Origin of the sequence: Paraburkholderia sp. RL18-101-BIB-B, from assembly GCF_046026985.1 — a bacterium.
Classification (GTDB): domain Bacteria; phylum Pseudomonadota; class Gammaproteobacteria; order Burkholderiales; family Burkholderiaceae; genus Paraburkholderia.
On sequence record NZ_JARESV010000018.1, the window covers coordinates 38,412 to 64,706 of the forward strand.

The 26,295-nt window shown below is 63.8% G+C and carries 22 protein-coding genes and 1 pseudogene; 17 read left to right on the forward strand and 6 right to left on the reverse strand.

All coding sequences use genetic code 11. The features are described 5' to 3' along the window. Positions 1–11: 11 nt before the first annotated feature. The gene (locus tag P0D73_RS24265) at positions 12–1,697 is read right to left on the reverse strand and encodes an ATP-binding domain-containing protein (protein ID WP_408433079.1); all 1,686 of its coding nucleotides are present in this window, start codon (positions 1,695–1,697) and stop codon (positions 12–14) included. A 215-nt stretch (positions 1,698–1,912) separates the two neighbouring features. On the opposite strand from P0D73_RS24265, the gene P0D73_RS24270 reads away from it, so the two are divergent. Continuing rightward, the gene (locus P0D73_RS24270) at positions 1,913–2,539 is read left to right on the forward strand and encodes a glutathione S-transferase family protein (RefSeq protein WP_408178402.1); all 627 of its coding nucleotides are present in this window, start codon (positions 1,913–1,915) and stop codon (positions 2,537–2,539) included. 132 nt (positions 2,540–2,671) lie between these two features. Then, positions 2,672–3,247 (forward strand): Fur family transcriptional regulator, encoded by a 576-nt coding sequence (locus P0D73_RS24275; RefSeq protein ID WP_132382892.1) that lies wholly within the window; start codon positions 2,672–2,674, stop codon positions 3,245–3,247. Between the two features lie 136 nt (positions 3,248–3,383). Here the strand turns inward: P0D73_RS24275 and P0D73_RS24280 are convergent, their stop codons facing one another. Continuing rightward, positions 3,384–3,896 (reverse strand): response regulator, encoded by a 513-nt coding sequence (locus tag P0D73_RS24280; RefSeq protein ID WP_408178404.1) that lies wholly within the window; start codon positions 3,894–3,896, stop codon positions 3,384–3,386. 479 nt (positions 3,897–4,375) lie between these two features. Here P0D73_RS24280 and P0D73_RS24285 point away from each other — a divergent pair, with 479 nt between their 5' ends. Then, entirely contained in the window at positions 4,376–5,095 is a 720-nt protein-coding gene (locus tag P0D73_RS24285; protein ID WP_408286132.1) for a ribonuclease activity regulator RraA, read from the forward strand. An 86-nt stretch (positions 5,096–5,181) separates the two neighbouring features. Here P0D73_RS24285 and P0D73_RS24290 read toward each other — a convergent pair whose 3' ends face one another. After that, positions 5,182–5,976: a TetR/AcrR family transcriptional regulator gene (locus tag P0D73_RS24290; protein ID WP_408433082.1), complete on the reverse strand. Its 795-nt coding sequence runs from the start codon at positions 5,974–5,976 to the stop codon at positions 5,182–5,184. Positions 5,977–6,050: 74 nt separating this feature from the next. Between P0D73_RS24290 and P0D73_RS24295 the strand changes: the two genes are divergently transcribed. From P0D73_RS24295 to P0D73_RS24305, 3 genes are all read left to right on the forward strand, one after another. After that, positions 6,051–7,586, forward strand: coding sequence for an MDR family MFS transporter (locus P0D73_RS24295; RefSeq protein ID WP_408433084.1), 1,536 nt, complete (start codon positions 6,051–6,053; stop codon positions 7,584–7,586). 375 nt (positions 7,587–7,961) lie between these two features. Continuing rightward, positions 7,962–9,236 (forward strand): zinc ribbon domain-containing protein, encoded by a 1,275-nt coding sequence (locus tag P0D73_RS24300; protein ID WP_408286025.1) that lies wholly within the window; start codon positions 7,962–7,964, stop codon positions 9,234–9,236. Positions 9,237–9,429: 193 nt separating this feature from the next. After that, the gene (locus tag P0D73_RS24305) at positions 9,430–10,506 is read left to right on the forward strand and encodes a TAXI family TRAP transporter solute-binding subunit (RefSeq protein ID WP_132382882.1); all 1,077 of its coding nucleotides are present in this window, start codon (positions 9,430–9,432) and stop codon (positions 10,504–10,506) included. A 52-nt stretch (positions 10,507–10,558) separates the two neighbouring features. Here the strand turns inward: P0D73_RS24305 and P0D73_RS24310 are convergent. Both P0D73_RS24310 and P0D73_RS24315 read right to left on the reverse strand, forming a co-directional pair. Then, positions 10,559–11,085: pseudogene (locus P0D73_RS24310) on the reverse strand (hypothetical protein). 165 nt (positions 11,086–11,250) lie between these two features. Beyond that, positions 11,251–14,625 carry an autotransporter outer membrane beta-barrel domain-containing protein gene (locus P0D73_RS24315; protein WP_408433086.1) on the reverse strand — a complete coding sequence of 1,125 codons (3,375 nt, stop codon included), beginning with the start codon at positions 14,623–14,625 and terminating at the stop codon, positions 11,251–11,253. Between the two features lie 284 nt (positions 14,626–14,909). Between P0D73_RS24315 and P0D73_RS24320 the strand changes: the two genes are divergently transcribed. From P0D73_RS24320 to P0D73_RS24370, 11 genes are all read left to right on the forward strand, one after another. Further along, complete coding sequence (locus P0D73_RS24320) at positions 14,910–15,800, forward strand: DMT family transporter (RefSeq protein ID WP_408178410.1); 891 nt, start codon at positions 14,910–14,912, stop codon at positions 15,798–15,800. A 178-nt stretch (positions 15,801–15,978) separates the two neighbouring features. Further along, positions 15,979–16,875: a sap1 transcriptional regulator SapR gene (sapR, locus tag P0D73_RS24325; protein WP_132382874.1), complete on the forward strand. Its 897-nt coding sequence runs from the start codon at positions 15,979–15,981 to the stop codon at positions 16,873–16,875. Between the two features lie 22 nt (positions 16,876–16,897). Further along, a complete protein-coding gene (ddpX, locus tag P0D73_RS24330; RefSeq protein ID WP_408178411.1) occupies positions 16,898–17,461 on the forward strand; it encodes a D-alanyl-D-alanine dipeptidase in 564 nt (187 codons plus the stop codon). 56 nt (positions 17,462–17,517) lie between these two features. Next, positions 17,518–17,802: a hypothetical protein gene (locus P0D73_RS24335; protein ID WP_408178412.1), complete on the forward strand. Its 285-nt coding sequence runs from the start codon at positions 17,518–17,520 to the stop codon at positions 17,800–17,802. Positions 17,803–17,982: 180 nt separating this feature from the next. After that, positions 17,983–18,576, forward strand: coding sequence for a GNAT family N-acetyltransferase (locus P0D73_RS24340; protein WP_408433088.1), 594 nt, complete (start codon positions 17,983–17,985; stop codon positions 18,574–18,576). Positions 18,577–18,830: 254 nt separating this feature from the next. Further along, a complete protein-coding gene (locus P0D73_RS24345; RefSeq protein WP_408433090.1) occupies positions 18,831–19,688 on the forward strand; it encodes a MerR family transcriptional regulator in 858 nt (285 codons plus the stop codon). A 466-nt stretch (positions 19,689–20,154) separates the two neighbouring features. Continuing rightward, positions 20,155–21,150 carry a sulfonate ABC transporter substrate-binding protein gene (locus P0D73_RS24350; RefSeq protein WP_408433092.1) on the forward strand — a complete coding sequence of 332 codons (996 nt, stop codon included), beginning with the start codon at positions 20,155–20,157 and terminating at the stop codon, positions 21,148–21,150. A gap of 123 nt (positions 21,151–21,273) precedes the next feature. Beyond that, the gene (locus P0D73_RS24355; protein ID WP_408433094.1) at positions 21,274–22,875 is read left to right on the forward strand and encodes a flavin-containing monooxygenase; all 1,602 of its coding nucleotides are present in this window, start codon (positions 21,274–21,276) and stop codon (positions 22,873–22,875) included. 53 nt (positions 22,876–22,928) lie between these two features. After that, positions 22,929–23,837 carry an SDR family NAD(P)-dependent oxidoreductase gene (locus tag P0D73_RS24360; protein ID WP_408433095.1) on the forward strand — a complete coding sequence of 303 codons (909 nt, stop codon included), beginning with the start codon at positions 22,929–22,931 and terminating at the stop codon, positions 23,835–23,837. A gap of 81 nt (positions 23,838–23,918) precedes the next feature. Beyond that, positions 23,919–24,800 carry a metal-dependent hydrolase gene (locus tag P0D73_RS24365; protein ID WP_408178418.1) on the forward strand — a complete coding sequence of 294 codons (882 nt, stop codon included), beginning with the start codon at positions 23,919–23,921 and terminating at the stop codon, positions 24,798–24,800. Continuing rightward, entirely contained in the window at positions 24,797–25,756 is a 960-nt protein-coding gene (locus P0D73_RS24370) for an alpha/beta fold hydrolase (RefSeq protein WP_408433096.1), read from the forward strand. The genes P0D73_RS24365 and P0D73_RS24370 overlap by 4 nt, the downstream gene beginning before the upstream one ends. On the opposite strand, the gene P0D73_RS24375 is transcribed toward P0D73_RS24370, so the two are convergent. Beyond that, positions 25,731–26,285 (reverse strand): putative glycolipid-binding domain-containing protein, encoded by a 555-nt coding sequence (locus tag P0D73_RS24375; RefSeq protein ID WP_408433097.1) that lies wholly within the window; start codon positions 26,283–26,285, stop codon positions 25,731–25,733. The genes P0D73_RS24370 and P0D73_RS24375 overlap by 26 nt on opposite strands. Positions 26,286–26,295: the final 10 nt, after the last annotated feature.

Below are 26,295 nucleotides of genomic sequence, written 5' to 3' on the forward strand. Positions count from 1 at the left end.
GCGCCTGAGCGCTAGACTTCTTTCGCTTCCTTGATCTCCTTGCCGTCGCGCAAGTGCAGATGCCGCGCGGCCCGCTGCGACGCGACGACGATCAGCTTCATCGTTGCGCGCGTGGCGCCGACGAACAGCTTGCGCGCGATGCGTTCGTCGAAAGTCTCGAAGTCGACCTCGGTGAATATCACGCACGGCGCCGCCTGTCCCTTGAAGCGGTAGATCGACTCGAACAGCACGTCGCCTTCGCGGTATTCGGGGTTGCCGAACAAATCGTACTTGCCCGTGAAACTGCGCAGCCGATGCGGCCCGAGGTGATCCAGCGTGCTCATCGCCGAGCCCTCGCGGCCGCGAAACGACAGCACCACGATGTCCTGCTTGCGAAAGCCGAGCGAGAGCGCCTGCGTGATCGCACGCTTGGTGGCCTCGATGCTGCCTTCGGCGGCATTCGCTTCGTCGTAGACCGAGAGCGAAATATCGGAGCCGTCGAACGGACTGCCCGACGCGAGCGCCGCGGCGACCGGCACCGAAGCGCCGACCACGTCGCGCACGTAATCGAGAATGTCGCGCGGGCTGCGATAGTTGGTGGTTTCCTTCAGCGTGGTCCAGCCAGGTAGCGCGACGGGTTCACGCATGTACAGATTCTGCAGCGGGTCTTCGAGCCACCACCACGCGGCGCCGGGGCGCAACAGACGTTCGAGCGCGGCGACCCACGGCTGCTGGAAGTCCTGGCCTTCGTCGACGATCAGCACGTCGAATTGCCAGCGCGGATCGATCGGCGTTTCGGCGAAAGTGGTTTCGAGCTGGTCGAACACATCGCCCGCCTGGAAATCGGGTTCGCGGCCCGCGTCGCGCGCGATCCAGTCGCACAGCTGGTGATAGTTCGCTACCTTCGCCTCGGGCGGCGCGACCCGTGCGATGTGATCCGCCAGCGGCCGGTTGAAGCACACGTATAACGGACGCTGGCCGCGCGCCACCGCGTCCTTCATGACCTGCACCGCGAGTTGTGTCTTGCCGGAGCCGGCCGTGCCGATCACGCGCAGCCGGAACGGCGCGAACTCGAGCCGGCGCGCCCATGTCGCGAGACCGCCCGCGAGCCGCGTGACCAGCGTGCCTGCTTGCCCGACCAGCGCGCTCGCGTCGGGCGTGAGCGCCAACTCGTCGGCGAGAAAGTGGTGGATTTTCGGCGCGCAGGCAAGGCGCGGTTCGTCGGCCGGCAAGGCTTCGCGGATGATCGCCGCGAGCCGGTCTTTACGCGTTGCATCGACGATACGCGCGGGATTCACGCCGGCGATTGCCGCGTCCTTGACGATGTGATCCGGACAGTACAGCAGTTCCTCGACGAAATACGTGCCCGCGCCAAACGCCGCGGTAAAGCGCCGATGCAGACTTTCGATGGTGTGCGCGAGCGCGATCGCCACATTGCGCTCGGTCTGCAGATAGACCTTGACGAGCCCTTTCGGCGTTTCGCGCAGAAAGCCGGTTTTCTGTTCGACGATCATCACGCGCCCAGCCGGGCTGACGATCACGAAATCGGCTTCGCCGAACACCGAGAAGTTCTGGTTCAGGCGCGTCCAGTGCACGCCGTGATAGACGGTGTAGCCATCCGGCAGGGCCTCTTCGAGCAACGCCAGCGTTTCGCGTTCGCGGGCCGCCGCGCCGGTGGCGGCGAGGCTCTTCCAGTCGTCGGGAACAATGCGGGCCATGCGTGCCTCGTCGGATTCGGGTGGGCTCATTGTACGCAACGCGCGCGCATTGCCGAATGCCTGCCGGGGCGTCGCTTTCAGACGCGCTTCCCGTTATGTTCGGCCCGGCCGGCTGCCGCCCGGCGGCGCGCAAAATCACGCGCATCGTGTATCGTTACTGGCTGAACGCCGCGCGACCGGCGCGGCTTACCAACGTAAAGAAAAGGATTTACCGGATGATTACGATCTGGGGACGCGCCAATTCGGTCAACGTCCAGAAAGTGTTGTGGTGCTGCGATGAGCTGGTGCTGCCGTATGACCGTATCGACGCCGGCCTGCAATTCGGCCGTAACAACGAAGCCGACTATCTCGCGATGAACCCGACCGGCAAGATCCCGACGCTGGTCGACGACGACTTCGTGCTGTGGGAATCGAACTCGATCCTGCGTTATCTCGTGACGCAGTACGGCGAAGGCAGTCTGTTGTATCCGTCGGAGCCGGCATCGCGCGCCAGCATCGACCGCTGGCTGGACTGGTCGCTGTCCACGCTGCAACCCGCCGAACGACCAGTATTCTGGGCGCTCGTGCGCACGCCGGCCGCCGAGCGCGACGCCGCCAAACTCGCCACCGACTTCGACGCCGTCACCGCGCTGTGGCGCATGCTGGACACGCATCTGCAAGGACGTTTCTTCCTTGAAGGCGAGAAGTTCACGCTGGCCGACATCGTGATCGGCGCTTACGCCAAACGCTGGTTCGGGCTGGACGGCGTGGCGCGGCCGCCGCTGCCGAATCTGGAGCGCTGGTATTCGCGTATTGCGACGCGCACGGGGTTCAAGAAGTACGTCGACTTCCCGCTGACTTGAGCCATCGGGCCGCGCGCGGCCCGTGCTCTGGCCACGCGCGCTACCGCTCGATCATGCCGCGCATAGCCAAGGCGGCGGCCACGCGCTTCGCGCGCCGGCACGGCAAGACGCGATGGCCTTTATAATCGACGCATGAAGACCGCCAAGCCCGCCGCGACCGCCGACAAAGCCACCTCTGCCGCCTCCGCTCATTCCGATGAGCCGGGGCACACGCACGGTGTTTCGCAGGAAGCCGCACTGACACTCGCGGAAGAATATTGCCGCGAACGCGGCGAAAAACTCACGCCGATCCGTCGCAAAGTGCTCGAATTGCTGCTGAATTCCGGGCGCGCCACCAAAGCGTATTCACTGCTCGACGAGATGCGCCAGATCCATCCCGGCTCGGCGCCGCCCACGGTGTACCGGGCGCTGGACTTTCTGCTCTCGGCGGGGCTCGTGCATCGGATCGAATCGATCAATGCCTTCACCGTCTGCCACGATCTGACGCAATGCCAGCACGGCATCCTGGTGGTGTGCCAGCAATGCGGCAACGTCACCGAATTGCATCAGCCAAAACTGCGCCAGGCACTCGTCGCACAAATCGAAGACTCGGGCTACCGTCTCGCGAGCGATGAAATCGAATTGAAGGGATTGTGTTCTGCCTGCCAGGCGTTGGAAGCGGCGGCGTCGAGCAAGGATTCGGGAACGCCTGTCGCCGCCGTCAAGTAGCGGCAACGAACGGCAACATGCGCAAACCGCACTCGACCCTGCTTTGCCATCAAGCCAGGCATCTGACGATCCAGCCGTCTCACGGCGCGACTGTCAAGTCGTGCCGCGAATCCGTGGGTTAGCTCGAAGCCCTGATTCAGCCCGCCGCGCGAGCGTGGATCGCGTCGTGCAGCAGCGTCACGAGGTCATCGGGCAAAGCCGGCTTGGTCATGAAATGCTGGAAGCCTTCGCCGATGCTGCGTAAGCGGTAAGCGTCGTCAGTGTGGCCGGTGAGCGCCACCGCCACCGACGGCGGGTGGTCGCCGCGAATCTCGTGGTCGCGCAGGCGCTGGATCAGGTAGAAACCGTCCATGGCGGGCAGTTCCAGATCGCACACCACGGCGTCGGGCAATAACCGCAGCGCCGCCTCCACGCCCTCTTCCGCATCCGCCACAGCGACGACATGCGCGCCTTCCGCTTCGAGTAATAGGGTCAACGATTCCCGGCTGTCCGGGTCGTCTTCTACGAGCACGATCGTGGCCTGATCGAGTCTCAATGCTCCGTTCATTTTCCGTTGTTGCTCAAAAAAACCGGTTAGGCCGTCCGACTTGGCCAACGTTTCGCCCTGCTGCTTGCCGCCGATTTGCGCGGCTGCGATATTGCTGTTCATGGTTCCGACTCGATTTCGTACGCCGAGTTGCACACAGGCCCAAGATTGTAAAACATGGCCCGAGCACCAACGCGCGCACAGTAACGCGCCAAAATTGCACGCCAATGAAAAACCGGCCCTCGGCGCCACAGTCATGGCTGACCGATGCCGACTCCCGATTCGCCGCGGCGGCTCGTGCAAACCCCATTGGCACGGCCCTTCCCGCCTGGCGCCTCTATTCACATTCCTGTTCTTTTGCAAAGCCGGCGACCTGTGTTGATGCCGCCCGCATTTACATCCAACCCATCAGTAGCACGTTGCGTGCCTCGCCGGCTTCGGCGTCGGACGAATGCGGCGCGGCGCGGGGCCTTGCTGAACTGGCTGCGCGGGGCGCTATCATCGTGGGCGCACCGCATCGGGCATTGCGCCGTTGCGGCGCCGCGCGTCATGGGCTTGCCATGCCCCGTTTTCCGCTTCCCACCTTGAGGCCGCCCGACACCATGTTCGATCTCGACTCCGCCACGCTCGAAGCCCTTCGCCAGGTCAGCACCGCCACGCTGACGACTCAATTGTTCAAGCGCGGCCTGCGCAATACGTTCATGCAGGGCGTCGCGCCGCTCGCCGCGCACAGCGGCGCGAACCTGGTCGGGCCGGCGTTCACGCTGCGCAACATTCCGTCGCGGGAAGACATCGACGTGCTCGAACTCTTCGCCGATCCCGAGTACGCCCAGCGCAAATGTGTCGAAACGATTCCGGCCGGCCATGTGCTCGTGCAGGATTGCCGCGGTGAGCGTGGCAGCGCGTCGTTCGGTTCGATCCTGACGCAACGCTTGAAGGTTCGCGGCGTGGCGGGCATGGTGTCCGACGGCCCGGTGCGAGACAGCACGACGATCGCGGCGCTCGGCATCCCCGTGTTTTGCGCGGGCGCGAGCGCGCCGCCCAATCTGATTCGCCATCACGCGGTGGATATCAATGTGCCGATCGGCTGCGGCGGCGTCGCGGTGTTTCCAGGCGACGTGATCGTCGGCGATGCGGACGGTGTGGTGGTGATTCCTTTGAAAATGGCGGTAGAGGTCGCGCAAGCCGCTGCCGAACAGGAGCAACTCGAAGCGTTTCTCACCGAGCGGATTCGTGACGGTGCCGCCTTGCCCGGCACTTACCCGCCGAACGAAACGACCAAAGCCGCTTATGAGGCGTGGAAGGAAAAACGCAAAGCGTAAGGCGGGGTGATCGCGACGCGGCGATGGATGATCGCGTTCCGTGTGACGCCAGCGCGGTTCAGCGAGCAGCGGCCATCAATCGGCCATCAATCGGCTTTCTTCGGACCAATGCCCTGCAGCAGCAAGGCCACGGCATGCCGCGCAATCTCCTCGCCGCCGATATTACGACGCACGGGATCGTTGCACCACAGCTTCGACGTGGCCAGCGGCAAAATCGTCAGCCCTAGCAGCGTGACGAATACGAGCGCGGGTTCCAGTCCGGCGTTCAAGCGCCCTTCTTTCTGCCAGCGGGCAATGGCTGACAGCGACGCCTTCTGATGCGCGTTGCCGAAGCGCTCGTGCATGCGCTGACGCAACAGACCGCCGTCGCTGATCACTTCGCGCACCCACAGCGACGGAAACCACGGATGGTCGGCCGCCACCTGCACCAGTCGCTGTGCGAGTTGCGTGATCGCCGCGACCGGATCGTCGGGATTTTCCTGGAACGGCACGCCGAGCCCCGCGCGCAGCGGCGCGAAACGTTCGTCGATCAGCACGTCGAGCAGTTGATCGCGCGTCTTGAAGTAGTAATGCATCATCGCCGGCGTGAAACCGGCCTCGCGGGCGATCTCCCCAAGCGTGGTGTCGACGATGCCCTGCCGCGCGAACAGCACGAGCGCGGCATCGAGCAAGCGGTTGCGCTGCTCCGGTCCGCGCGCGGCGCCTGAAGGCCTGCCTGGCCGCCGCGCGGGTGCGGCGGCCGCCTCCGGTTTTACCGACAGCGCGCCTGAGAGGGTTTCAACGGCGTGGCTCGGCGCGGAGCGCGCCTTGCGAACCTTCACGGCAGCCGTGTCAGGCACCGTGTTTTTCACCCTTCGACCATCGGACGGAATCCTTGCCATTGCCTTCAAATTGACTGGTGACGCGATGTCGCATATATTAATCTCTGAATTAATTAATTTCAACCCGTGATGCCATGGACCAATCGACCACGACACAACCCGCCGAGCTGACGCAGGCCCACGCGCAGGCGAGCGCGCAGGCAGCCGATCACCCGCCGATCCGCCTGCTGTTTCCGGCACTGCTGCTGGTCATGCTGCTCGCCGCGCTCGATCAGACGATCGTCTCGACGGCGCTGCCGACCATCGTCGGCGAACTGGGCGGGCTCAATAATCTGTCATGGGTGGTGACCGCCTACCTGCTCAGCTCGACCGTCGTCGTGCCGCTGTACGGCAAGTTCGGCGACCTGTTCGGCCGCAAGATCGTGCTGCAGACGGCGATCATCGTGTTCCTGGTCGGCTCCGCGCTGTGCGGTATCGCGCAGGACATGACGCAGCTCATCGTGCTGCGCGCGCTGCAAGGTCTCGGCGGCGGCGGTTTGCTCGTGGTGACGATGGCCGCCATCGCCGACGTGATTCCGCCGGCTGAACGCGGTCGCTACCAGGGCGTGTTCGGCGGTGTGTTCGGTCTTGCGACCGTGATCGGCCCGCTGCTCGGCGGCTTTCTCGTCGAGCACCTGACGTGGCGCTGGATCTTCTACATCAATCTGCCGCTCGGCATCATTTCGCTCGTCGTGATCGGCGCGGTCTTCAGGCCGCACGTTCGCCACGTGAAGCACACCATCGATTACATGGGCGCCGCGTTTCTCGCCGGCGCCCTCACCTGCATCATCCTGTTCACGAGCCAGGGCGGCACGATCCTGCCGTGGTCGTCGCCGCAACTCTGGTTCACGCTGGGCATGGGCCTCGTGGCGATCTGGGGTTTCATTCACGAAGAACGCAGCGCGGTCGAACCGATCATGCCGCTCGAACTCTTCAAACAGCGTACGTTTTTGCTGAGCAGCCTGATCGGCTTCATCATCGGCGTATCGCTGTTCGGCTCGGTGACGTTCCTGCCGCTGTATTTGCAGGTGGTCAAAGGTTCGACGCCATCGGAAGCCGGCATGCAAATGCTGCCGATGATGGGCGGCCTGTTCCTGATGTCGATGGTGACCGGCCGGGTGATCAGCAAGATCGGCAAGTACCGCATGTTCCCGATCGCGGGCACGTTTCTCGTGGCGGTCGCAATGCTGTTGCTCGCACGCCTGCAGATCAGCACGCCGATTCATGTGATGTATCTCGACATGGGCATTCTCGGCTGCGGGCTTGGCATGGTGATGCAGGTGCTGATTCTCGCGGTGCAGAACACCGTGGAGTTCAAGCATATGGGCGTGGCGACTTCGGGCGCGACGCTGTTCCGCTCGATCGGTGGTTCGATCGGCGTGGCGAGCTTCGGCGCTGTGTTCTCCAACGGTCTCGCCGCGCGCCTCGAAAAGCTGATCCCGCCCGACACCGAATTGCCGCACGCGCTCGGACCTGCCGCGATCCACGAGTTGCCGCAAGCGTTGCGCGACGATTATCTGCAAGCATTCGCGGGCGCGTTGCACACGGTGTACCTTTCGGCTGCGTGCGTGGTGGTGCTGGCGTTCGCGCTCGCATGGCTGCTGAAGGATCATCCGCTACGCAAGCACTGATTATTTTCCCGCTTTTCTCAGGCGCTTGATGCAAGCGCTTAAATGACGAGGTCGGACGCCACGCGCGCCGACCTCGTTCTATTTTCAGCGCCCTTCGAATGGTGTGAAAAAACCTTCACGCCCGTTCGTCCTGCCGATATAGGGGGTATTTCGTCGTACCTGCAAATGTGCGCTAGCGCACATAACCTAGGTAGCAACGGCGATTGACGTTCTCACTGAAACGCCACATATTGCAACCAGCGGCATCGCAAGCGTGGCCTTGCCGCAATGACTCTCCGGCGCATGTGGATTGTGATTTCCGCGGACATTGCTCCCGCTTCAACATGATCCGGAACATGCCGTAATGGCATCGTTTTCCAAAGGTGGGTCCACAGCATGTCCACCCAGACACTACTCGGACATAGTTTTCCAACGCCTTGCAAGCGGTGTGGCGGCGCACTGTACCGGCAAGTCGACTATTGCCCATATTGCGGCGCGGTCCATCCACTCGACGCGGGTCCGCACAAGCGCACAGTGATTCCCGGCAGCCGCGCCAGCGCCATGAATAAAGCCGCGCAAAAGAACAGCCTCGAGAACAGCCTCGACGCGGCGACAGCCGACGAGACCGACCCCACGACGCGTGCCGCGTTCGCGAGCGAACCCGCTCGTGGCGAGGCAGTGATGCCTGCGTCCGCACTCGTTTCACCGGATGCGCCGATTCCGCATCTTCATGCGCTGCCCAATGCGGCGGCTCACGGCGCAATCCCGCTTCGCAAGGTGCTCTATGCCATCGGCGCAGTTGTCGTAATCGGCCTGGCGTATGTCGGATATGCGCTATTCAGCGATCGCGATTCATTGAGCGGCAGTAGCGACCAGTCGGCTGAAACCGAAACTACTCAGGACGCCAGAACGACGACGGGCACGATCGCACTGTATTCGCCGGCTCAGTCCACCAACCAGGCTGCCACCGCGGGCAAACCCGCCGTGCCCGTCAATCCCGCCAGGCCGGTACAGGCGATGCCGGCGACGCCCATCGCGCCACCGGTGGCCGCTGCGCCCGCCAAACCCGCGCCACAGTTCCGCGATGCCGCGCAAGCTTTGCAGGCGGCGCGCCTCGCTTTCCGCGCCAACGATCTCTCCGCGGCACAAGCCGCGCTCGGCGCCGCGCAAACGATGCAACCGGGCAGTTCCGACGCACAAGACCTCGCGGCAGAATTGAAGTCGCTGGCCGCCCGCCGCGACGCCGCGTTGCAAGCAGCGCAAACTTGCGCCGCGCAGCAGTCGTGGCCTTGCGCACGTCAACACGCCAACGAAGCGCTCGCGATCGATACCGGCAACGACACGGCGAAGTCCATTCTTGAACGCGTGATTCGCGAGACCGGCTGGGCGCCGCTCAACCCGCGCGCCGCGGCAGGCACGCCGCCACAAGCCAAAGCGTCGGCGCAAGCGCAAGCCGCAGCCTCGTCGCAGCAGGCGGTTCAGCTACAGACGCCGTTGCCCAAAGGCACGCCCCCGAACAGCGAAGTCGTGGTGGGCGCCCCGCGTTCCGCCGCCGCGACGCCGGAGGGCAACAGCGTCGAGGCACGCGAACGCGCCATCAAGGACTCCGGCTGGAAACGTCCGGCGACGAATGCCGCGAAGCCCTCCGCGGGTGGTTCACCGAGCCAGTGACAGATAATCTGGATACCGAATCGTATAAACAATCCGCCCGAAAATCGCGCACGTCAGCGCGTATCGTTTGAGAGGTAACAGACGGACGTGGCGGGCGCGGCACATAGAACATGACATGGCAATCCGGCTCACTGGTGCTTCACGCGCGTCGACGCGCGAAGTCGTACGAACCTGACCGATAGGTAGATAGACCATGCTGAAGAGACTTCTGGCGGGATGGCTGGGGCTGGCGCTGATGGTCGCATCTTCACTGGCCTGTGCGGAGCCGGCGCACTACAAGATCGTCACCGGTCCGGAACGGGGTACGTATATTCAGATCGGCCAGGATCTGTCGAAATGGGTTGCGCAACCAGCGGGCATCGACCTGGAAGTAATGGCCTCTAAGGGCTCCGCTGAAAACGTGCAACGCATGCGCTTCGAGCCGGGCGTGAAACTGGCGCTCGTGCAATCCGACGTGTACCAGGCTTACATCGACATGGCCAACGCCGGCAATGCCGATGCCGGCACGGCAATCCGGCCGCTGCGGCTCATCATGCCGCTCTACGACGAGGAAATCAACGTCGTGGTGCGCGCGGACTCGCCGCTGAAAACCCTCGCTGATATCAAGGACAAAAGCATCAGTGTCGGCCTGATCGGCAGCGGCACCGCGCAGTCGGCCACGACGCTCTATCACCTGATGTTCGGTCAGGCAATTCCTGAGCAGAACATCCAGCATCTCAGCAACGAAGACGCGCTGGCCGCGTTGATCGTCAAGAAAGTGGACGTTGCGATCATCGTGGTCGGACAGCCGGCGAAACTGTTCAACGACATGAACCCCGACCTGTTGCAGCAGATCCGCCTTCTAAGGGCCGATCCGGCCGCGCCCGAAACCACCCGCGCCAAACAAACCTATTTCCCGACGACGATTCGCGCGGCCAGCTATCCGACCTGGCTGAAGGAAGACGTGCCCGCGCTGACCGTCAAGGCGTTTCTCGTCACGTACGACTATGGCCTGCGCGATACCGTCGGCAATCTGAATCGCTTTGCTGATTCGCTATGCGCCAACTTCGACAATCTTCAGGAGCACGGGCATCCGAAATGGAAGCAGGTGAAGCTGGAGTTGCCGCCTCTCGTGCGCGGGTGGAAATACTACTCACCGGTCGAGAAGCATCTGCGCGCGTGTCTCGTGAACAAGAGCGCCGCGATGAACGCCACGGCGGTCCAACAGGCCGCGCCGAAACCGCGTCCGACGTGTACGGATCAGGAACGCTTGCTTCTGCTGTGCAAGTAAGTTCGGCACATTGGCAAGCGAATGTTCAGGCGCGCCATCGGCAACGACTGAACTAGCCGGCAGCCTGACCAGCCGGCTTCGGCGGCATTGGGCCGAAGAACATCGCCATGAACTTGTCACGGCCGATCACGCGGACCAGTTCGGCGACCACGCAATAGCTGGCGACCAGGTCACCAGCAAGATCTGGATGGCCCAGAAATGCGGCCAGTTCAGATCGGCGAGCAGCTTCTGGTTGGCGGCGGCGAGACTCGGCGCCTCCTTCCAGTATTCATAGAGATGCTCCAGGTAGTGCACGATCAAGGCCACCAGCGTATAAATCGCCGTCTTCCAGCCGATATTCCAGATCAACGGTTTCCGGGGAAAACGGTTGATGAACGGCAGCATGTTGGCGATCAACACCGACTTGCCGAGAATCAACGCGGCGATGGTCACGGAGACCGACGTTGGCAGCGTGACGTCGTAGCCTCGGTTGATCAGCGCGCGCATGATCGCGACAATATGCAGGATGACGAAGAAATAGATCGTCGGCGGAAGCATCTCCATAAATTGGTGCTTGATCTTCGCGGTCAGTTTGCTCATGTTCGTCTCCGGTGTCGATCAGAGTTAGCGCTTTAGTGCTTACTTTGATCCCACGCAAAGCGGTCGATCAGAGTTAGCGCTTTAGCGCTTACTTTGATCCCACGCAAAGCGGTCGATCAGAGTTAGCGCTTTAGCGCTTACTTTGATCCCACGCAAAGCGGGACCTCACCACGCCCAACGAACGCCCGCGTTGCCGATGATCGTCCGTTGATGTTCGCCACCAAGATTCGTGACGTAACTGACGGTGGCGAACGCGCTGCCCTGCTTCGTAAGCTTCGCCACGACTCCCGCGCCGATCTGCCCGGCGGTTTGGCCCACCGTCGTCACGATCGGCGTCACGCCGGCGAAGGTCGCCTTGTCGTCGCTGCCGAACGAACGCAATACGCTCAGGCGCAAGTAGGGTTGCAAAGTCGTGTGCTCGACATCGTAGTGACCCGCGAGCCGCACGCCGAAACGGCCGACGAAGGTATTGCCGTTGTTGAACGTCACCGTCGAGATGCCGTCGTTCAGATCGTTGATCGACAGATGCTGCCAGATCAGTTGCGCCTGCGGTTCGAGCGTCAGGCCGTAGCCGATGGCGATTGGCAGGCCGCCTTCGAGCGAGCCGGTCACCGCATTGCCGTGCGTCGTCGTCGCGATGCCGTTGCGTGACGAGGGATCGACCACCAGCGAGCTGCCCATCACGACCGCGTCGGTGTACCAGCCGCCGGCGCCGACGTGCGTCCAGTATCCGCCGAGGCTGTATGCGTTGATCGCGAGATGCCCGACGTCGGCGTTCGGCGTGGCGTCCGCCAGACCGCTGACGTCGCCGGTTGCGCGCGCGAAGCCGATAAAGAAGCCGAAATGGTTGCGTTGGCCGCTCGCCGTGGTGTCGGCGTAAATGTCGTGGCCGGCCTGCACGCCGACCACGGAGCCGTCGAATTCAGGATTCACGTCGCCGCTTTGACTCAGCGTGCTATGGCCGCCCCACACGCGGCCCCATGCAGCGGGCAAGGCGCCGTTTTCGGAGAGCAACGACTGCTCGCCCTGACGGTCGTGAAAGTTGTCGACCTGCAGAATGCCGAGCTGACGCGCGACACTTGGGACCTCGGCATAGATCGCGACCTCGGGGCGGTATAGAGGCATGGGTGCGGCGCTCGGCGACAGGCTTGGAAGCGGCGGCGTGCCGGCCGCGGCGATTGGAAGGTTCGGTTGTGTGCTTGTTGGTGTCCCAGGCGGCGTACCGGTTGGCGGCGTGCCCGTCGGCGTCCCACCTGGTATTCCGGTCGGGGGCGTTCCCGTTGGCGTTCCCGTCGTCGTACTCGGCGCGGGCGGCACCGTATTGCGCAAATACCAGCTCTCCGACGTGCCGTTCGTGACGCCGCCTTTAGCGAGGTAATAGTCATACGCACCGGCCGCGACCACGCCGCCGGACAGTCTGAACGCGGATAGGTCCGTCGTCGCGCCGTTCGCTGCCTGCACGATCTGAATGCCGTCAGCGAGCGTCGGCGCGCCTGCGCCTCCGACATTAGTGACCTGCAACGTCGACGAACCCGTGGCCTTGCCGCCGTTGACAACAAGTTTGTCGGATGCCGAGTTGTCACCGGCAAGCACGGCACCCAGCGAAATCGTGCCGTTCTGGCCGACGTAGTTGCTGACCGTCAGCGTGTTGCCGACGCTTCGGGCGTTGCCGATTTGCGCGAGACCGGCGTTGACCAACTGGCCATTGATGGTGAACGCGCCGTTAGGCTGATCGTCGAACTGTGCGAGCGCGTTGGCGACGCTGATCGTGCCATTGTTCGTGACGTCGCCGGTTACACTACCGTAGCCGCCGAGCGTCGCACCGGACGCGACCGTCGTCGCGCCGCCGCCGAGCGCGGCGCCCGGGCTCGCGGCATCGCCTACTACCAACGTGCCCGCGCTGACGGTCGTGCCACCGGCGTACGAGTTCGCTCCGTCGAGAATCAGCATGCCGGTGCCGACCTTGTTCAACGCGCCCGCTCCTGAGATGTTCTGCGTGATCGTCGACTGGAAGTCTTGCGTGTCGATGGTGCCGCCGCCGGCCGCAATCGTGATGGCCCGCGTCGCGGCGAGGTCGAAGCTGCTACCGAACTGCAGCGTGCCGCCGTTGAATGTCACGCCGCCGTTCGCCGCGCCAAGCGCGTTGTCCGCCGACGCCGACAGCGTCCCTTCAGTTAGCACGGTACCGCCCGAATAGCTGTTGCCACCCGCTGCGGCCGGCGCAAGCGTCAATGTTCCTGCCCCGGCCTTTTCGACCGAGCCGGTGCCCGAGATCAGGCCGCCATAAGTGCCCGCGCTGTCTTGCGCAAAGCGGACCAGTCCATTGTCCGTGACGTTCTGCGGCAGGGTCTGCGCATTAGCTTGCAGCGTCGAGCCGGCATCGACGAGCGCCGCCGCCGATGTGCCGAGTGTCCCGGTGAGGTTCAGTGTGCCGGTCTGCACGTGAGCGAGCGTGAAGGTGCCGGTGCCGGTCCAGTTCCACAGCGTGCCTTGCATGAGCAAGGTCTGGAAGTTTGTGAATGCGTTCGATGCCGTCCCGCTCCCTTGCAAGGTCACCGTGTTGGAGCCGGCGCCGCCGTTCGCACTGCCGTTGATGACCGAGCCGCTTTGCAGGATCAGCGAGTCGTTGCCATTGCCCATCGTAATGGCCGTACCAATGCCGCTTTGCACGAGCCCCGCGTTGATGATCGTCGAATTGCCGTTCAGCGTGCGGATACCGGAGCCGTTCTGACTGATGATCTGGCCGCCCGCGCGGTTCTCGATCAGCGCCGTGAAATTCGAGCCTGCGGTGTTGGAGAACACTGCGTCAGCCGAAGTACCGCCGGCAGTCGCGCCGCTCGCGGTAATCGTCCCGGTGTTGATCAGGTGATCGGCGTTCCCTTGCATGTAGACGGTCTGCCCCGCCGCGCCGGTCGTGGACAACTGGCCGCTGTTGTTGACGGTGCCGCTTCCGCCGAGTATCGATGCAGCCCGGGCATTGCTGCCAGAGGTGGACACCGTGCCGGTATTCACGATCATGTTGCCGGCCTGTCCGAGATTGGTCTGCCCCCACGCCGCGGACATGCCATAGGCGTTGGGGCCGCTGGTGGTAATCGAACCGTTGTTGGTCAGCGTGTTGTTGCTGCCGTTCGCGGCCATGCCGTCGTTGAACGCGCCGGTTGTGCTGATCACGCCCGCTGACGCATTGGTGAGCAGGTTTGCGCTGCCCACGCCGAGCAGCACCGCCCCGCGCGCGCCCCCACTACCGCCGCCACCGGTGAGCGAAAGATTGCCGCTGCTCGTGATCGCGCTGCCGGCGTCGACGCTCAGAGCCACCGGCTGCACAGCCCGCGCAAAATTGCCGACGGCGGTCGAGTCGACATTGATCGTTACGCCCGTGCTGCCCGTCTGGGCAGCCACAGCAGGGATGCCGGCTCCCGTACATGCCACAGCTGTCCCGCTGGGCGGAGCAGTACCGGTGCATGACGCCACTGCAGACGGAGCAAACGCTCGGTACAGCAGCACGGCAAAACCAAGCCTGGTTCCAAGCGTTTTCAGCATGTGTCTTGTCCCTTTCCCTGATGCTTCATGTGGACAAACTCGCTGAGTTATAGCATTCGAAACAGGCTCTTACCAGGTTGGATTCCTGGCGGGACTTTAGGCGTGGGCCTGTTTCGCCCTGCCACGAGCCGGTTGCCGTGACGAACACATCGCCAGCCATGTGACCGCTGTACCGCCCCATTCCTCGGTACAGTTTGGACGATTTGCACCGATCCGTACCTTACTGTTGGTGGCCAGATAGCGGATGCTATGAGTCTCTTTCCCCACGCGCGCGGACCTTCCCAATGGACAAAACGACAAACGGCTGGCTGAGCGGCTTCATCGGGGTGTTGATCTTCAGCGGCTCGCTGCCGGCCACGCGCGTCGCCGTGCAAGGCCTGGACCCGCTATTCGTCACGGTCGCCCGCGCGACGATCGCCGGTACGCTCGGTCTGCTGCTCCTGCTCGTATTTCGCCAGGCGCGGCCGTCCCGCCGCGAGCTGATTCCGCTGCTGATCGTCGCACTCGGCGTGGTGGTCGGCTTTCCGCTGCTGACGGCGCTGGCGCTGCGCCACGTGAGCGCGGCGCATGCTATCGTGTTCGTCGGCCTGCTGCCGCTCGCCACGGCGATCTTCGGCGTGCTGCGTGGCGGCGAGCGTCCGCAACCGGCGTTCTGGCTGTTCTCGGCGCTGGGTAGTGGCGCGGTGGTGGCGTTTGCCTTGCGTCACGGGCTCGATGCCTCACCGATCGGCGACGCACTGATGCTGGCCGCCATCGTCGCATGCGGGCTCGGTTATGCCGAAGGCGCACGACTGTCGCGCCACCTCGGCGGCTGGCAGGTGATTTCGTGGGCACTCGTGCTGTCGCTGCCGCTCATGCTGCCGCTCGCGGTGTGGACGCGGCCGGCATCATTCGAGGGTGTCAGTCACGCGTCGCTCTGGGGCCTCGCCTATGTGTCGCTCTTCAGCATGCTGATCGGCTTTGTGTTCTGGTATCGCGGCCTCGCGCTCGGCGGCATCGCGGGCGTCGGACAATTGCAGTTGCTGCAGCCGTTCTTCGGCCTGCTGCTTGCGGGGCTGCTGCTGCACGAACAGGTGCCGCTGGCGATGATTGTGGTCTCCGTGGTCGTGGTGGGCTGCGTGGCGGGCGCGCGGCACTTCTCGCGGGCACCGGCGTCGGCGCGACCGGCCATCTGACGCGCGTCTCGACTGCGGCTGACCTAGGTCTCGCTTGCATCAAGCTTTCGTCTCGCTTTCGGCTGGTATCCGACTAGCATGCGTCTCATCGACATTCGAGCCCGCGCGGCGCGGGTGGCCAGTCGAATATGTCATCATTCCCATGATCGACTAACCACTACCCAGCGCCGCGACTACGATGCCGACCGCTTTTGCTCAAACCGTCGAAGCCCGCTTTGCCGAACTCACGCCCACCTCCAAGCGCGTCGCCAGCTACATGCTGGCCAACCTCGACCGGCTCGGCCTCGAAACCGCCGATCAGATTGCCCAGCAAGCCGGCACGAGCGGCATTTCGGTCGGCCGGTTCCTGCGCAGCGTCGGCTATCAGAATCTCGACGACCTGAAGCGCGAACTGCGCGGCGCTCAGGAGCGTCCGTGGCTGATCACGGACCGGCTCGACGCGTTCCGCCGCGCTGCCGGCCAACACGACGAAACCACGCCGGACGCGAGTTCGCCTGCCGAGCCCAACCCCGCGCTCGCCCGTTCGCTTGAACTCGAAACCAGCGCGATCCAGCATGTCTATCAACTCGCGCAGTCGCCGGTGTTCGCGCGCGTGGCTGAGCGCATCTCGAACGCGGACGCCGTCTACATTCTCGGCATTCAGTCCACGCGCGGCATCAGCAACGCGTTTTACAGCTACCTCGAATACATCCGCCCACGCGTGTTCTATTCTGACGGCATGTCGGGCTCGTACGTCGATTCGCTGAACTCCGGATTCGAATCGCCTTATCTGATCGTCACCGACACGCGCGCTTACTCGAAGGTCGCGCGCCGCTATTGCGAAGCCGCGACGCGCCGCAGCCTGCCCTTCGCGCTCATCACCGACATCTATTGTCCGTGGGCGCGCGAATTCGACGGCGATCTGCTGCAGGTGAAAACCGACGTCGGCCAATTCTGGGATTCGCTCGCGCCGCTCACGTGTCTCTTCAATCTGCTGATCTCGGCGATCGTCGAAAGACTCGGGCCGCGTATCGACGAACGTGTCGCGCGCAACCGGGAACTGCAAAGCGAATTCGATCAGTTCGACGACCTCTGATGCACGCCACGTCCTTCGCCTCATGACCGACCATCGACTCATCGAAATCACGTCCGCCACACATGGCGTCGACATCGACCTCGTCTACGCCACCGCGCGCAATCTCACCGGCAAACCGATCTACAAGACGGCGCATTGTCTGCTGCTCGAACCGGCAGAGGCGGCGTTGCGCCGCGCGGTCGAACTGGCGAGTCAGATCGGCACGACGTTGCGCATTTTCGATGCGTACCGGCCGCCGCAAGCGCAGCAAGTGCTGTGGGATTTTCTGCCCGACCCGACTTACGTGGCGGACCTGACGCGCGGCTCGAACCATAGCCGCGGCACGGCGCTCGACCTGACATTGCTCGACGCACACGGCGAGGAACTCGACATGGGCACCGGCTTCGACGCGATGACGATCGAATCGGAGCACTTTCACCCGGGCTTGCGGCTAGAGGTGCAACGCAATCGCATGCTGTTGCTGGGTGTGATGCATGGCGCGGGCTTCACGCACATCAAGAGCGAATGGTGGCACTACGAGTTGCCGGGTTCGCGCGCGTTGCCGTTGATCGACAACAGCGCAAGCGGGCCGCTCCGCCTGATGTGATCGATCGACTGCCAGGAAAACGGGTATCCTCACCGGCTCGTTCAGAAGGAGGATCCATGAAGTTTTCAATTTGCCTGGCGGTTGCCGCCCTGACGCTGTCTGTCGGCGCGTACGCCCAGACCTCGCAAACCTTCCGTTTCGGCGAAGGCCAAAGCTCGCTGCCGTCCGGTCATGCGCAGCCCGCTCCCGCGCCTCGCGCGCAGGCCCAACAGGCCCCGGCTTCGCAGCAATCCGCCGAACAACATGCGCCTGTATCCGAGGCCAAGCCGAAACATAAGGCGAAGTATCATCGGCATCATCGTGGGCATGTGACGCAGCCGGATACGTACTCGCATAGCTGAGCGGTGCTAGGCGGGTGACCATGAGCGTGCGTCGTCTTCGCTAAAGCTTGCTGACGCGCGCATGGGCTAAAGCGAAATACCCGCCATACGTCGTGGTGATTTTTGACTCGCTTCAAATTCGCGCGCGCGGCGGGCATAGTAAAACGTATCCGCCGATTTTTCGCCACGACAGGAACATGTATGAGCACCACCCATCCCGCGCCCAGCACCTCCGGATCAGCGAATGCAACCGCCCCGCTGATCCGCGACGCCATCGAAGCCGATCTTCCCGCGATTCAGGCGATCTACGCGCACCACGTGCTGACCGGCGTCGCCTCGTTCGAAGAGATAGCTCCCTCCGTCGATGACCTGCGCACGCGGCTCGCGTCGGTACGCAGCCACGGGCTGCCGTACATGGTGGCCGAGATCGACGGCGAAGTCGCCGGCTATTGCTACGCCACGCCTTACCGGCCGCGCGCCGCGTATCGCAACACCATCGAAGATTCGATCTATGTGAACGACGCCTATCGCGGCCGAGGCCTGGGGCGCGTGCTGCTCCAGGCGCTGATCGAACGCTGCGAAACCGGACCGTGGCGCCAGATGGTCGCCGTGATCGCGGATGGCGGGAGCGGCGGTTCATTGTCACTGCATACGCAATTGGGATTCGAATTGACAGGCACCTTGAAGGCGGTGGGCTTCAAACACGGCCGGTGGCTCGACACGACGATGATGCAGCGCACGCTCGGCAAGGGTGACTCGAGCGTGCCGGAAGACGTGGCGTCAGGACGCGACTGAAGCGCCTTGTCTTATATTCGACTCAGCGCGGGTTGCGCAGCACTGCGGTGTAGGTGACCGGCCAGTCGTCCGAGGGCACAGGCAAACGGCAACCGCCGCGCTGACGTAGTGCGATTCGGTTGCCATATGCAGACAGTGAGTAGCCCAAGCGCGAGACCGGAAATATAAGCGAAGCCACGTGAAAATTTCCATCGCGGGCCTGCATCGGGCGGCGCACTGGTAGCCGCACGCGCCGCCGCGTTAGAATCCCTCCCATGCCCAACACGCCGCCTCCTGTCCCGCCCTTGGCCGCCGACTCGCACGACCCGGCCGGTACCACGCCGCGCAACGAATACACCGTCGACGAACTCGCGCGCGTCACCGACACCACCGTGCGCAACGTGCGCGCCTATCAGGACCGCGGCCTGCTCGCGCCGCCGGAAAAACGCGGCCGCGTCGGCGTGTACGACGACACGCACGCTTCGCGTCTCAAGCTGATCAACCATTTGCTCGCCCGCGGCTACACGCTCGCGAACATCCAGGACCTGATCATGGCCGTCGACGAAGGCCACGATCTGCGTTCGATTCTCGGTCTGGAAACGGCGATCAGCGGCCGCTGGTCACGCGAGCGGCCGAAAAAATACTCGCTGATCGAACTGCTGCAAATGTTCGACGACAAGGCCTCGCCGAGCGCGCTCGGCAAAGCAGTCGACCTCGGTCTGCTGGAGCGCGACGGTCTCTCGTTCGTGTCAGGCAGCCCGACGGCGCTGGCCGCCGGCGCGACCATGGCGAAGGAAGGCATTCCGCTTGCCGATCTGCTCGACGCCGTGGGCATCGCGAGGCCGCATTTCAATGCGGTCGCCAAAGCGCTGGTCGATCTGGTGGTCCGCCAACTCGACCGCTACGACGCCGACGCGCTGCCGCCGCCCGCCGATGTGCCCGCTCTGGTCGACGCCATCTGGCGCCTGCGGCCGCTGGCGATGGTGCTGGTGGAAAGTGAAATGAACCGGGCGCTAGAAGAAGCCTCGGGCGATTATCTTGGCGACCGTGTCGCGGCCATCATGGAAAAGAAACTGGGCCATCCTGCTGAAGGCGCTGCGAGTACGGCGAAGAAGGACAAGACGAAGAAGTAGCCCGTGCGCGTAGTCTCGCTCTCGCGTTGACCTTCGCGTTGCTATCGCCTTCGCATTTTGTCCTTGCGTTCGCCCCTGCCGTGACGTTCGCGCTCGCATTCGCTTTTTGCCTTCGTTCGCGCTCGCCTTCGCATCCGCTCTTGCTTTCGTTCGTCCTCGCCTCGCCTTCAACCTCGCGCCCACTTTCTCCCGCGTCTAAGCCTTCGCCTTCTCGCGCTTATGCGCCCACCCGCTTGCGCAGCTAGACGAACACACCAAGACCCACGCCATGTTCCGCCGCGCGTCATATTCAAATCTGCATTGCTTCGTTTGAACGGCGGGACGTCCATGCGACGATCCCCGAACGTCGCCGCAACGCGTTTTCAGTCGCCTCCGCGGGCCCGCGCCATGCCATTCGCGGACTCGAACGAATCACGCTGACAACACGCGGCGGCCACACCAATCGAACGCAATGGAGATTCGCAGGATGGCCCGTCACGCCCGTTATTCGCTTCAACTCGCCGCCGCTTTGCTGGCGGCATTCACGACCTTGAGCGCCGCCGCGCAGACCAGCGGCAGTAGCAACGAGCCGGCCAAAGTCTTGCGCATTGGCTATCAGAAATCGGGCCTGCTCGCGGTGCTCAAGGCACAAGGCTCGCTCGACGAAAAACTCAAACCGCTCGGCTACAGCATCAAGTGGTTCGAATTCCCGGCGGGACCACAACTGCTCGAAGCGTTGAACGCGAACAGCATCGACTTCGGCTACACGGGCGCACCGCCGCCGGTGTTCGCTCAAGCTAGCGGCGTGCGCTTCGTGTACGTGGGAGCCGAGCCTTCGGGAAGTCATGCCGAAGCGATCCTCGTCAAAAGCGATTCGCCACTGCGAAACGTGGCCGATCTGAAGGGCAAACGCGTCGCGCTGCAAAAGGGCTCGAGCTCGAACTATCTGATACTCGAAGCGCTCAAGAAAGCGGGCCTGCGCTACGAGGATATTCGTCCGGTGTATCTGCCGCCCGCCGACGCGCGCGCCGCTTTCGAAAGCGGCAGTGTCGATGCATGGGTGATCTGGGATCCTTACTATGCATCCGCGCAGCAGGCTCTGAAGGCGCGCACACTCGCCGACTACACCGAACTCAACGCCCCGTACAACTTCTACGAAGCGACGCGCGACTTCGCGCAGCAGCATCCCGACGTGATCGGCGCGATTCTCGGACAGTTGCGCACTGCCGGGCTGTGGGTCAATGCGCACCCCGTGGAAACCGCCGCGCTGATCGCGCCGAAGGTCGGCCTCGATCAGAAGCTGGTCGAAACGTGGGTGCGCCGGTATCCGTACGGCACCACCGCCGTCACCGACGAGATCTTGCGTTCGCAGCAGATCGTCGCCGATGCGTTCTACGGCGCCAACCTGATCCCACAGAAAATCACCGTGAAAGACAGCGTCTGGCAGAACCGCGAAGTCACGTCGGCCCTCGCCGCGAAGTAACTCCCGGCGGCCCTCCGCGCGTAGAGGCGGGCGTCTAACCGCCCGCTTGCGTCATCCGTTGCCAGCCTCTATTGTTACATCGAACAATGTAACAGTTAATAGCGTAAAAAGGAGACGGATCGGATGAACGCACGCATGATGCCCCACGACGCCGCGACGCCCGGCGCATCCGCGCCTATCGAGACCGATATCGCCATCATCGGGTCCGGGTTCGCGGGCCTCGGCATGACGATCCGCCTGCGCCAGGCCGGCGTGACCGACTTCATCGTCGCCGAAAAGGCCAATTCCGTCGGCGGCACGTGGCGCGACAACCATTACCCCGGTTGCGCCTGCGACGTCCAATCCCACGTCTACTCGTTCTCCTTCGCCCCGAATCCGCGCTGGACCCGCATGTTCGCGCGCCAACCGGAAATCCACGCTTACCTCGAGGACTGCACGCAGCGCTTCGGCATTCAGCGGCATCTGCGTTTCGGCCATGAACTCGCCACCGCGATCTACGACGAGACGCGCCACCGCTGGCAACTGACCTTTGCAAATGGCCAGCAATGGTCGGCACGCGTGCTGATTTCGGGCATGGGAGGCCTCTCGCGCGCGGCGGTGCCGAACATTCCCGGCCTTGAAAAATTCAAGGGCAAAACGTTCCATTCGCAGCGGTGGGATCACGGCTATTCGCTCGAAGGCAAACGCGTCGCCGTGATCGGCACCGGCGCGAGCGCGATCCAGTTCGTCCCGCAGATCGCGCCGCGCGTCGCGCATCTCGACCTGTTCCAGCGCACGCCGCCGTGGATCATGCCCAAGGCCGACCGTGCCGTGACACCGCTCGAACAGTGGCTGTTCAAACACCTGCCGTTCACGCAGAAGATCATGCGCTCGGCGCTCTACTGCATGCTCGAATCGCGCGCCTTCGGTTTTGCGATTCATCCTTCGCTGATGAAGACCGCGCAGAAAGCCGCGGAGCGGCATCTGCGCCGCCAGGTGCGCGATCCGCAATTGCGCGCCACGCTCACGCCCAACTACACGATGGGCTGCAAGCGCGTGCTGATCTCGAACGACTACTTCCCCGCCCTGTCGCGTCAGAACGTGTCGTTGACGACCACGGGCATCGCCCGCATCGAGGAAGACGCGATCGTCACCACCGACGGCGCGCGTCACCGCGCCGACTGCCTGATCTTCGGCACCGGCTTCCAGGTGGCGGATCCGTTTCCGCGCGGCGTGGTGCGCGGGCGTGGCGGCGTCGATATCGTCGATACGTGGCGTGACGGCGCGCATGCATACCTCGGCACGACATTGCCTGGCTATCCGAACTTCTTCATGGTGGTCGGACCGAATACCGGTCTCGGCCATAACTCGATGGTGTTCATGATCGAGTCGCAGCTGGAGTACATCCTGCGCGCGCTGAACACGATGCGTGCGGAGCGCGCCGATGCCATCGAAGTGCGTCCGCAAGTGGAGCGCGCCTACAACGAGCGGATTCAGCAGAAACTGGGCCGCGCGATCTGGTCGACGGGCGGCTGCAAGAGCTGGTATCTCGATCCGGCAACGGGCAAGAACACCGCGCTGTGGCCGGGCTTTGCCTACAAATTCCGCCAGGCCACCAGCACGTTCAGCATGGGGGATTACCTCGCGTATTCGCCGGCGCCGCATGCGGCCGGTGCGCCGATGGGTTCGGCGCACGGCACGCATGCGCACGGCGGCGCTGCTTCAGCGCCTGTGGAAGCAGCCTGACGAAACATAACGACAACGACAAGGCACCGTTCAGGGAGAACTGGAGATAAGCCATGAAAAACTTCACCGACAGAGTAGCCGCGATCACCGGCGCAGGCTCAGGCATGGGCCGCTCGCTCGCGATCCAGTTGGCGCGCGAGGGCTGCCACCTCGCGCTTGCCGACCGCAATTCCACGAGCCTCGCCGAAACGGCGCAGTTGGCGCAAGCCGCAGCGCCGCAGATCGTCGGCTCGCCGCTGCGCATCACCACGCGTGTGCTCGATGTCGCCGACCGCGCCGCGATGTTCGACTGGGCCGCCGAAACGGCCGCGCAGCATCAGCGTGTCAATCTCGTGTTCAACAACGCGGGCGTCGCGCTGTCGAGCACCATCGAAGGGATGGAATACGCCGATCTGGAGTGGATCGTCGGCATCAATTTCTGGGGCGTGGTGCACGGCACGAAGGCATTTCTGCCGTATCTCAAGGCCTCCGGCGCGGGCCATATCGTCAATACGTCGAGCGTCTTCGGTCTCTTCTCGCAGCCGGGCATGAGCGGCTACAACGCGACCAAATTCGCGGTGCGCGGCTTCACTGAAGCGCTGCGTCAGGAGCTCGACCTGATGAAGTGCGGCGTCTCGGCGACCTGCGTGCATCCGGGCGGCATCCGCACGGGCATCGCGCAATCGAGCCGCATCGCCTCGAACATGGTCGGCCTCATGCTGGAAACCGAACAGCAAGGCAAGGACGACTTCGAAAAGTTTTTCATCACCACCGCCGATGAAGCCGCGCGCGTGATCCTCGACGGCGTGCGCAAGAACAAGCGACGCGTGCTGATCGGACGCGACGCGCGCGCCGCCGACTGGTTGGCGCGCACGTTGCCGGCGGCCTATCAGGCGCTGGTGGTAATGCAAACGCGCCGGATGAAACGCATCGCGGACAAACGCGCGCGGCGCGCCGCGCATCTGGACGGCAAGCGCGCCTGACATCGCCGCCGCGCCCATAGGCGCCACGCACGTGATCCGATCACGCTCAGCAACACATCGAGAATCACAAGGAGAAAGGCCATGATGCCGATTCGCCGCGACCTCCGTTTCAACTTGCCGCAGGAACGCGCCTGCGATTGGCACGTGCAAGGCTCGCATGTGACACACTTCTTCAACGCGCTTTCGCTGCTCTTTCCGGCCGGCGAGCGTTTTTTTATGGACAGCGTGCGCAACTACCGCGATCAGATCGACGACCCTGAGTTGAAGAAGCAGGTGCTCGGCTTCATCGGCCAGGAAGCCATGCATACGCGCGAGCATGTGGAATACAACGATCTGCTGCAGGAAGCCGGCCTGCCCGCGCACAAGCTGGACAAAAGGCTGTGGGCGATTCTCAACTTCGGCCGCAAGATCTTGCCGCATTCGTACCAACTCGCCGTCACCGTCTGCCTCGAACACTACACGGCGATGCTTGCCGGCGTGCTGCTGGAAGACGCGTCGCGCATCGGCGGCTCAGTGGAAGGCTATACGCAGATGTGGACCTGGCATGCGCTCGAAGAAACCGAGCACAAGTCCGTTTCATACGATGTATGGAACGCCGTGCTCAAACCCGGCCTCGGCCGTTATCTGCTGCGCACCGGCACCATGCTCGCCACGACGGTGACGTTCTGGCTGATCGTGTTCGATTACCACGTGCGGCTCATCATCGCCGACCGCAAACGCGGCGGCCATCTCCGCGGCATGTGGCACGTCGTGAAGTATCTGTACGGCCCGCGTCATGGTGTGTTTCCGCGCATCGCTGGCGAATGGCTGAGCTTTTTCCGGCCCGGCTTCCATCCGTGGGATCACGACAACCGCTCGCAACTGGCGCGCATCGACGGTCTGGTTGCCGCGGTCGATGCCACCAACGCGGTCACGCCGAGCGCCCGCAAGGCCGCGCGGCGCGGCGTGCAGGCGGCCGCGTGATACGCGACACGCTGTCGGTTGAGGCCGGCGACGTGCGGCTCGCGGTCTACGTGAGCGGACCGCGCGACGCGCCGCCGATCGTGCTGGTGCACGGTTATCCCGACTCGGCGGCCGTGTGGGAACCGGTACGCGCGCAACTGGACGCGCGCTACCGCGTGATCGCCTACGACGTGCGCGGCGCCGGCTCTTCCGAGGCGCCGGTCACGCGTCGCGCTTACCGGCTCGAGCGCCTCGCCGCTGATCTCGCGTCGGTCGCGGACGCGACCTGCGGCGCGCGGCCGTTTCATCTGGTCGGGCACGACTGGGGTTCGATTCAAAGCTGGGAAGCGGTGACCGACCCGGCGTTCAAAGGCCGCATTGTTTCGTACACGTCGATTTCGGGGCCGTGCCTGGATCACGCGTCTTTCGGCTTGCGCAGCGAGAGCGAGGGTGACGACGACGACACTCAAACCGCACATCCCATAACGAAGCCCCCATTCGGCAGTAGCGTTCGGCAAACGCTCAAGTCCTGGTACATCTTCTTCTTTCATCTGCCGTGGCTGCCTGAACTGATGTGGCGCGCGGGCGGCGCACGCCTGTGGCCGCTGTGGCTGCGTGTGACGGAACGCGTGCGCCCCGCGCCCGATCCGGCGCAGATGCGCAACGCGATCAATGGTCTGAACCTCTACCGCGCCAATTTCATCGACAAGCTGCTGCGCCCACGCGCGCGTCATGCGCACGCGCCGGTGCAATTCATCGTGCCGCTGCGTGACCGCTACGTCGGGCCGCCGCTCTCGCTCGGACTGGAGTGCTGGCTGGGCGCGTATGAGCGCACCGAGATCGATGCGGGCCACTGGGTCGTGTTGCGCGAACCCGACCGGATCGCGGCAAGCATCGAACGCTTCGTAGAGCGGCACCGCACGGATTGCGGCGGCTGCGCAGCGCCAACGCTCAACGCTCGCGGGGCAGGCGTGTGAACAGCGTCGGATAGTCGATTACGAGACCGTCTTCGTCCACCTTCATGTCCGCCGCGAAGTTGCGGAAGATGCCCTCGTAGCGATACTCGCGATGCAACTCGATGCACGAATACGCCTGTTCGACGCGCGTGACCTGCAAATCAGGCGTCGAAATATACGCCACCGAAATCGGCTGACGCTCGCCTTCGGCCAGTTGCAAGCGGCGGATCGGCAGCGTGTTGGTGAACGGCGTAGCGGCGATATCGATGTCGATGCAGCCTTCGATCGCGCTCAGCGCGAGGCCGTGCCCATCGTGCCAATGGCCGGCACCGTCGCCATGCAACTCCAGTTCGCCGCCGCCGACGATCTTCAGCCACGCATAGCGCGTGCGCCATTGCGCGTCGCAGCGCACCTTGTAGTGCAGCCCATACGGCTTGCCGTAGCGCTGCCCGACCACGGCGCTTTCCACCGCGAAGCCGTCCTCGTGCGCGTCGAACGCCAGATGTTCGATGCCGTCGCCCTCTTCCGATGCCCACCGTAATTCACGCATGTGCCTGTCT

Excerpts from the sequence above, each read along its gene's own strand:
- P0D73_RS24265 (WP_408433079.1), bottom strand. The coding sequence starts at position 1,697 with ATGGCCCGCATTGTTCCCGACGACTGGAAGAGCCTCGCCGCCACCGGC.
- P0D73_RS24270 (WP_408178402.1), top strand. The coding sequence starts at position 1,913 with ATGATTACGATCTGGGGACGCGCCAATTCGGTCAACGTCCAGAAAGTG.
- P0D73_RS24275 (WP_132382892.1), top strand. The coding sequence starts at position 2,672 with ATGAAGACCGCCAAGCCCGCCGCGACCGCCGACAAAGCCACCTCTGCC.
- P0D73_RS24280 (WP_408178404.1), bottom strand. The coding sequence starts at position 3,896 with ATGAACAGCAATATCGCAGCCGCGCAAATCGGCGGCAAGCAGCAGGGC.
- P0D73_RS24285 (WP_408286132.1), top strand. The coding sequence starts at position 4,376 with ATGTTCGATCTCGACTCCGCCACGCTCGAAGCCCTTCGCCAGGTCAGC.
- P0D73_RS24290 (WP_408433082.1), bottom strand. The coding sequence starts at position 5,976 with ATGGCAAGGATTCCGTCCGATGGTCGAAGGGTGAAAAACACGGTGCCT.
- P0D73_RS24295 (WP_408433084.1), top strand. The coding sequence starts at position 6,051 with ATGGACCAATCGACCACGACACAACCCGCCGAGCTGACGCAGGCCCAC.
- P0D73_RS24300 (WP_408286025.1), top strand. The coding sequence starts at position 7,962 with ATGTCCACCCAGACACTACTCGGACATAGTTTTCCAACGCCTTGCAAG.
- P0D73_RS24305 (WP_132382882.1), top strand. The coding sequence starts at position 9,430 with ATGCTGAAGAGACTTCTGGCGGGATGGCTGGGGCTGGCGCTGATGGTC.
- P0D73_RS24315 (WP_408433086.1), bottom strand. The coding sequence starts at position 14,625 with ATGCTGAAAACGCTTGGAACCAGGCTTGGTTTTGCCGTGCTGCTGTAC.
- P0D73_RS24320 (WP_408178410.1), top strand. The coding sequence starts at position 14,910 with ATGGACAAAACGACAAACGGCTGGCTGAGCGGCTTCATCGGGGTGTTG.
- sapR (WP_132382874.1), top strand. The coding sequence starts at position 15,979 with ATGCCGACCGCTTTTGCTCAAACCGTCGAAGCCCGCTTTGCCGAACTC.
- ddpX (WP_408178411.1), top strand. The coding sequence starts at position 16,898 with ATGACCGACCATCGACTCATCGAAATCACGTCCGCCACACATGGCGTC.
- P0D73_RS24335 (WP_408178412.1), top strand. The coding sequence starts at position 17,518 with ATGAAGTTTTCAATTTGCCTGGCGGTTGCCGCCCTGACGCTGTCTGTC.
- P0D73_RS24340 (WP_408433088.1), top strand. The coding sequence starts at position 17,983 with ATGAGCACCACCCATCCCGCGCCCAGCACCTCCGGATCAGCGAATGCA.
- P0D73_RS24345 (WP_408433090.1), top strand. The coding sequence starts at position 18,831 with ATGCCCAACACGCCGCCTCCTGTCCCGCCCTTGGCCGCCGACTCGCAC.
- P0D73_RS24350 (WP_408433092.1), top strand. The coding sequence starts at position 20,155 with ATGGCCCGTCACGCCCGTTATTCGCTTCAACTCGCCGCCGCTTTGCTG.
- P0D73_RS24355 (WP_408433094.1), top strand. The coding sequence starts at position 21,274 with ATGAACGCACGCATGATGCCCCACGACGCCGCGACGCCCGGCGCATCC.
- P0D73_RS24360 (WP_408433095.1), top strand. The coding sequence starts at position 22,929 with ATGAAAAACTTCACCGACAGAGTAGCCGCGATCACCGGCGCAGGCTCA.
- P0D73_RS24365 (WP_408178418.1), top strand. The coding sequence starts at position 23,919 with ATGATGCCGATTCGCCGCGACCTCCGTTTCAACTTGCCGCAGGAACGC.
- P0D73_RS24375 (WP_408433097.1), bottom strand. The coding sequence starts at position 26,285 with ATGCGTGAATTACGGTGGGCATCGGAAGAGGGCGACGGCATCGAACAT.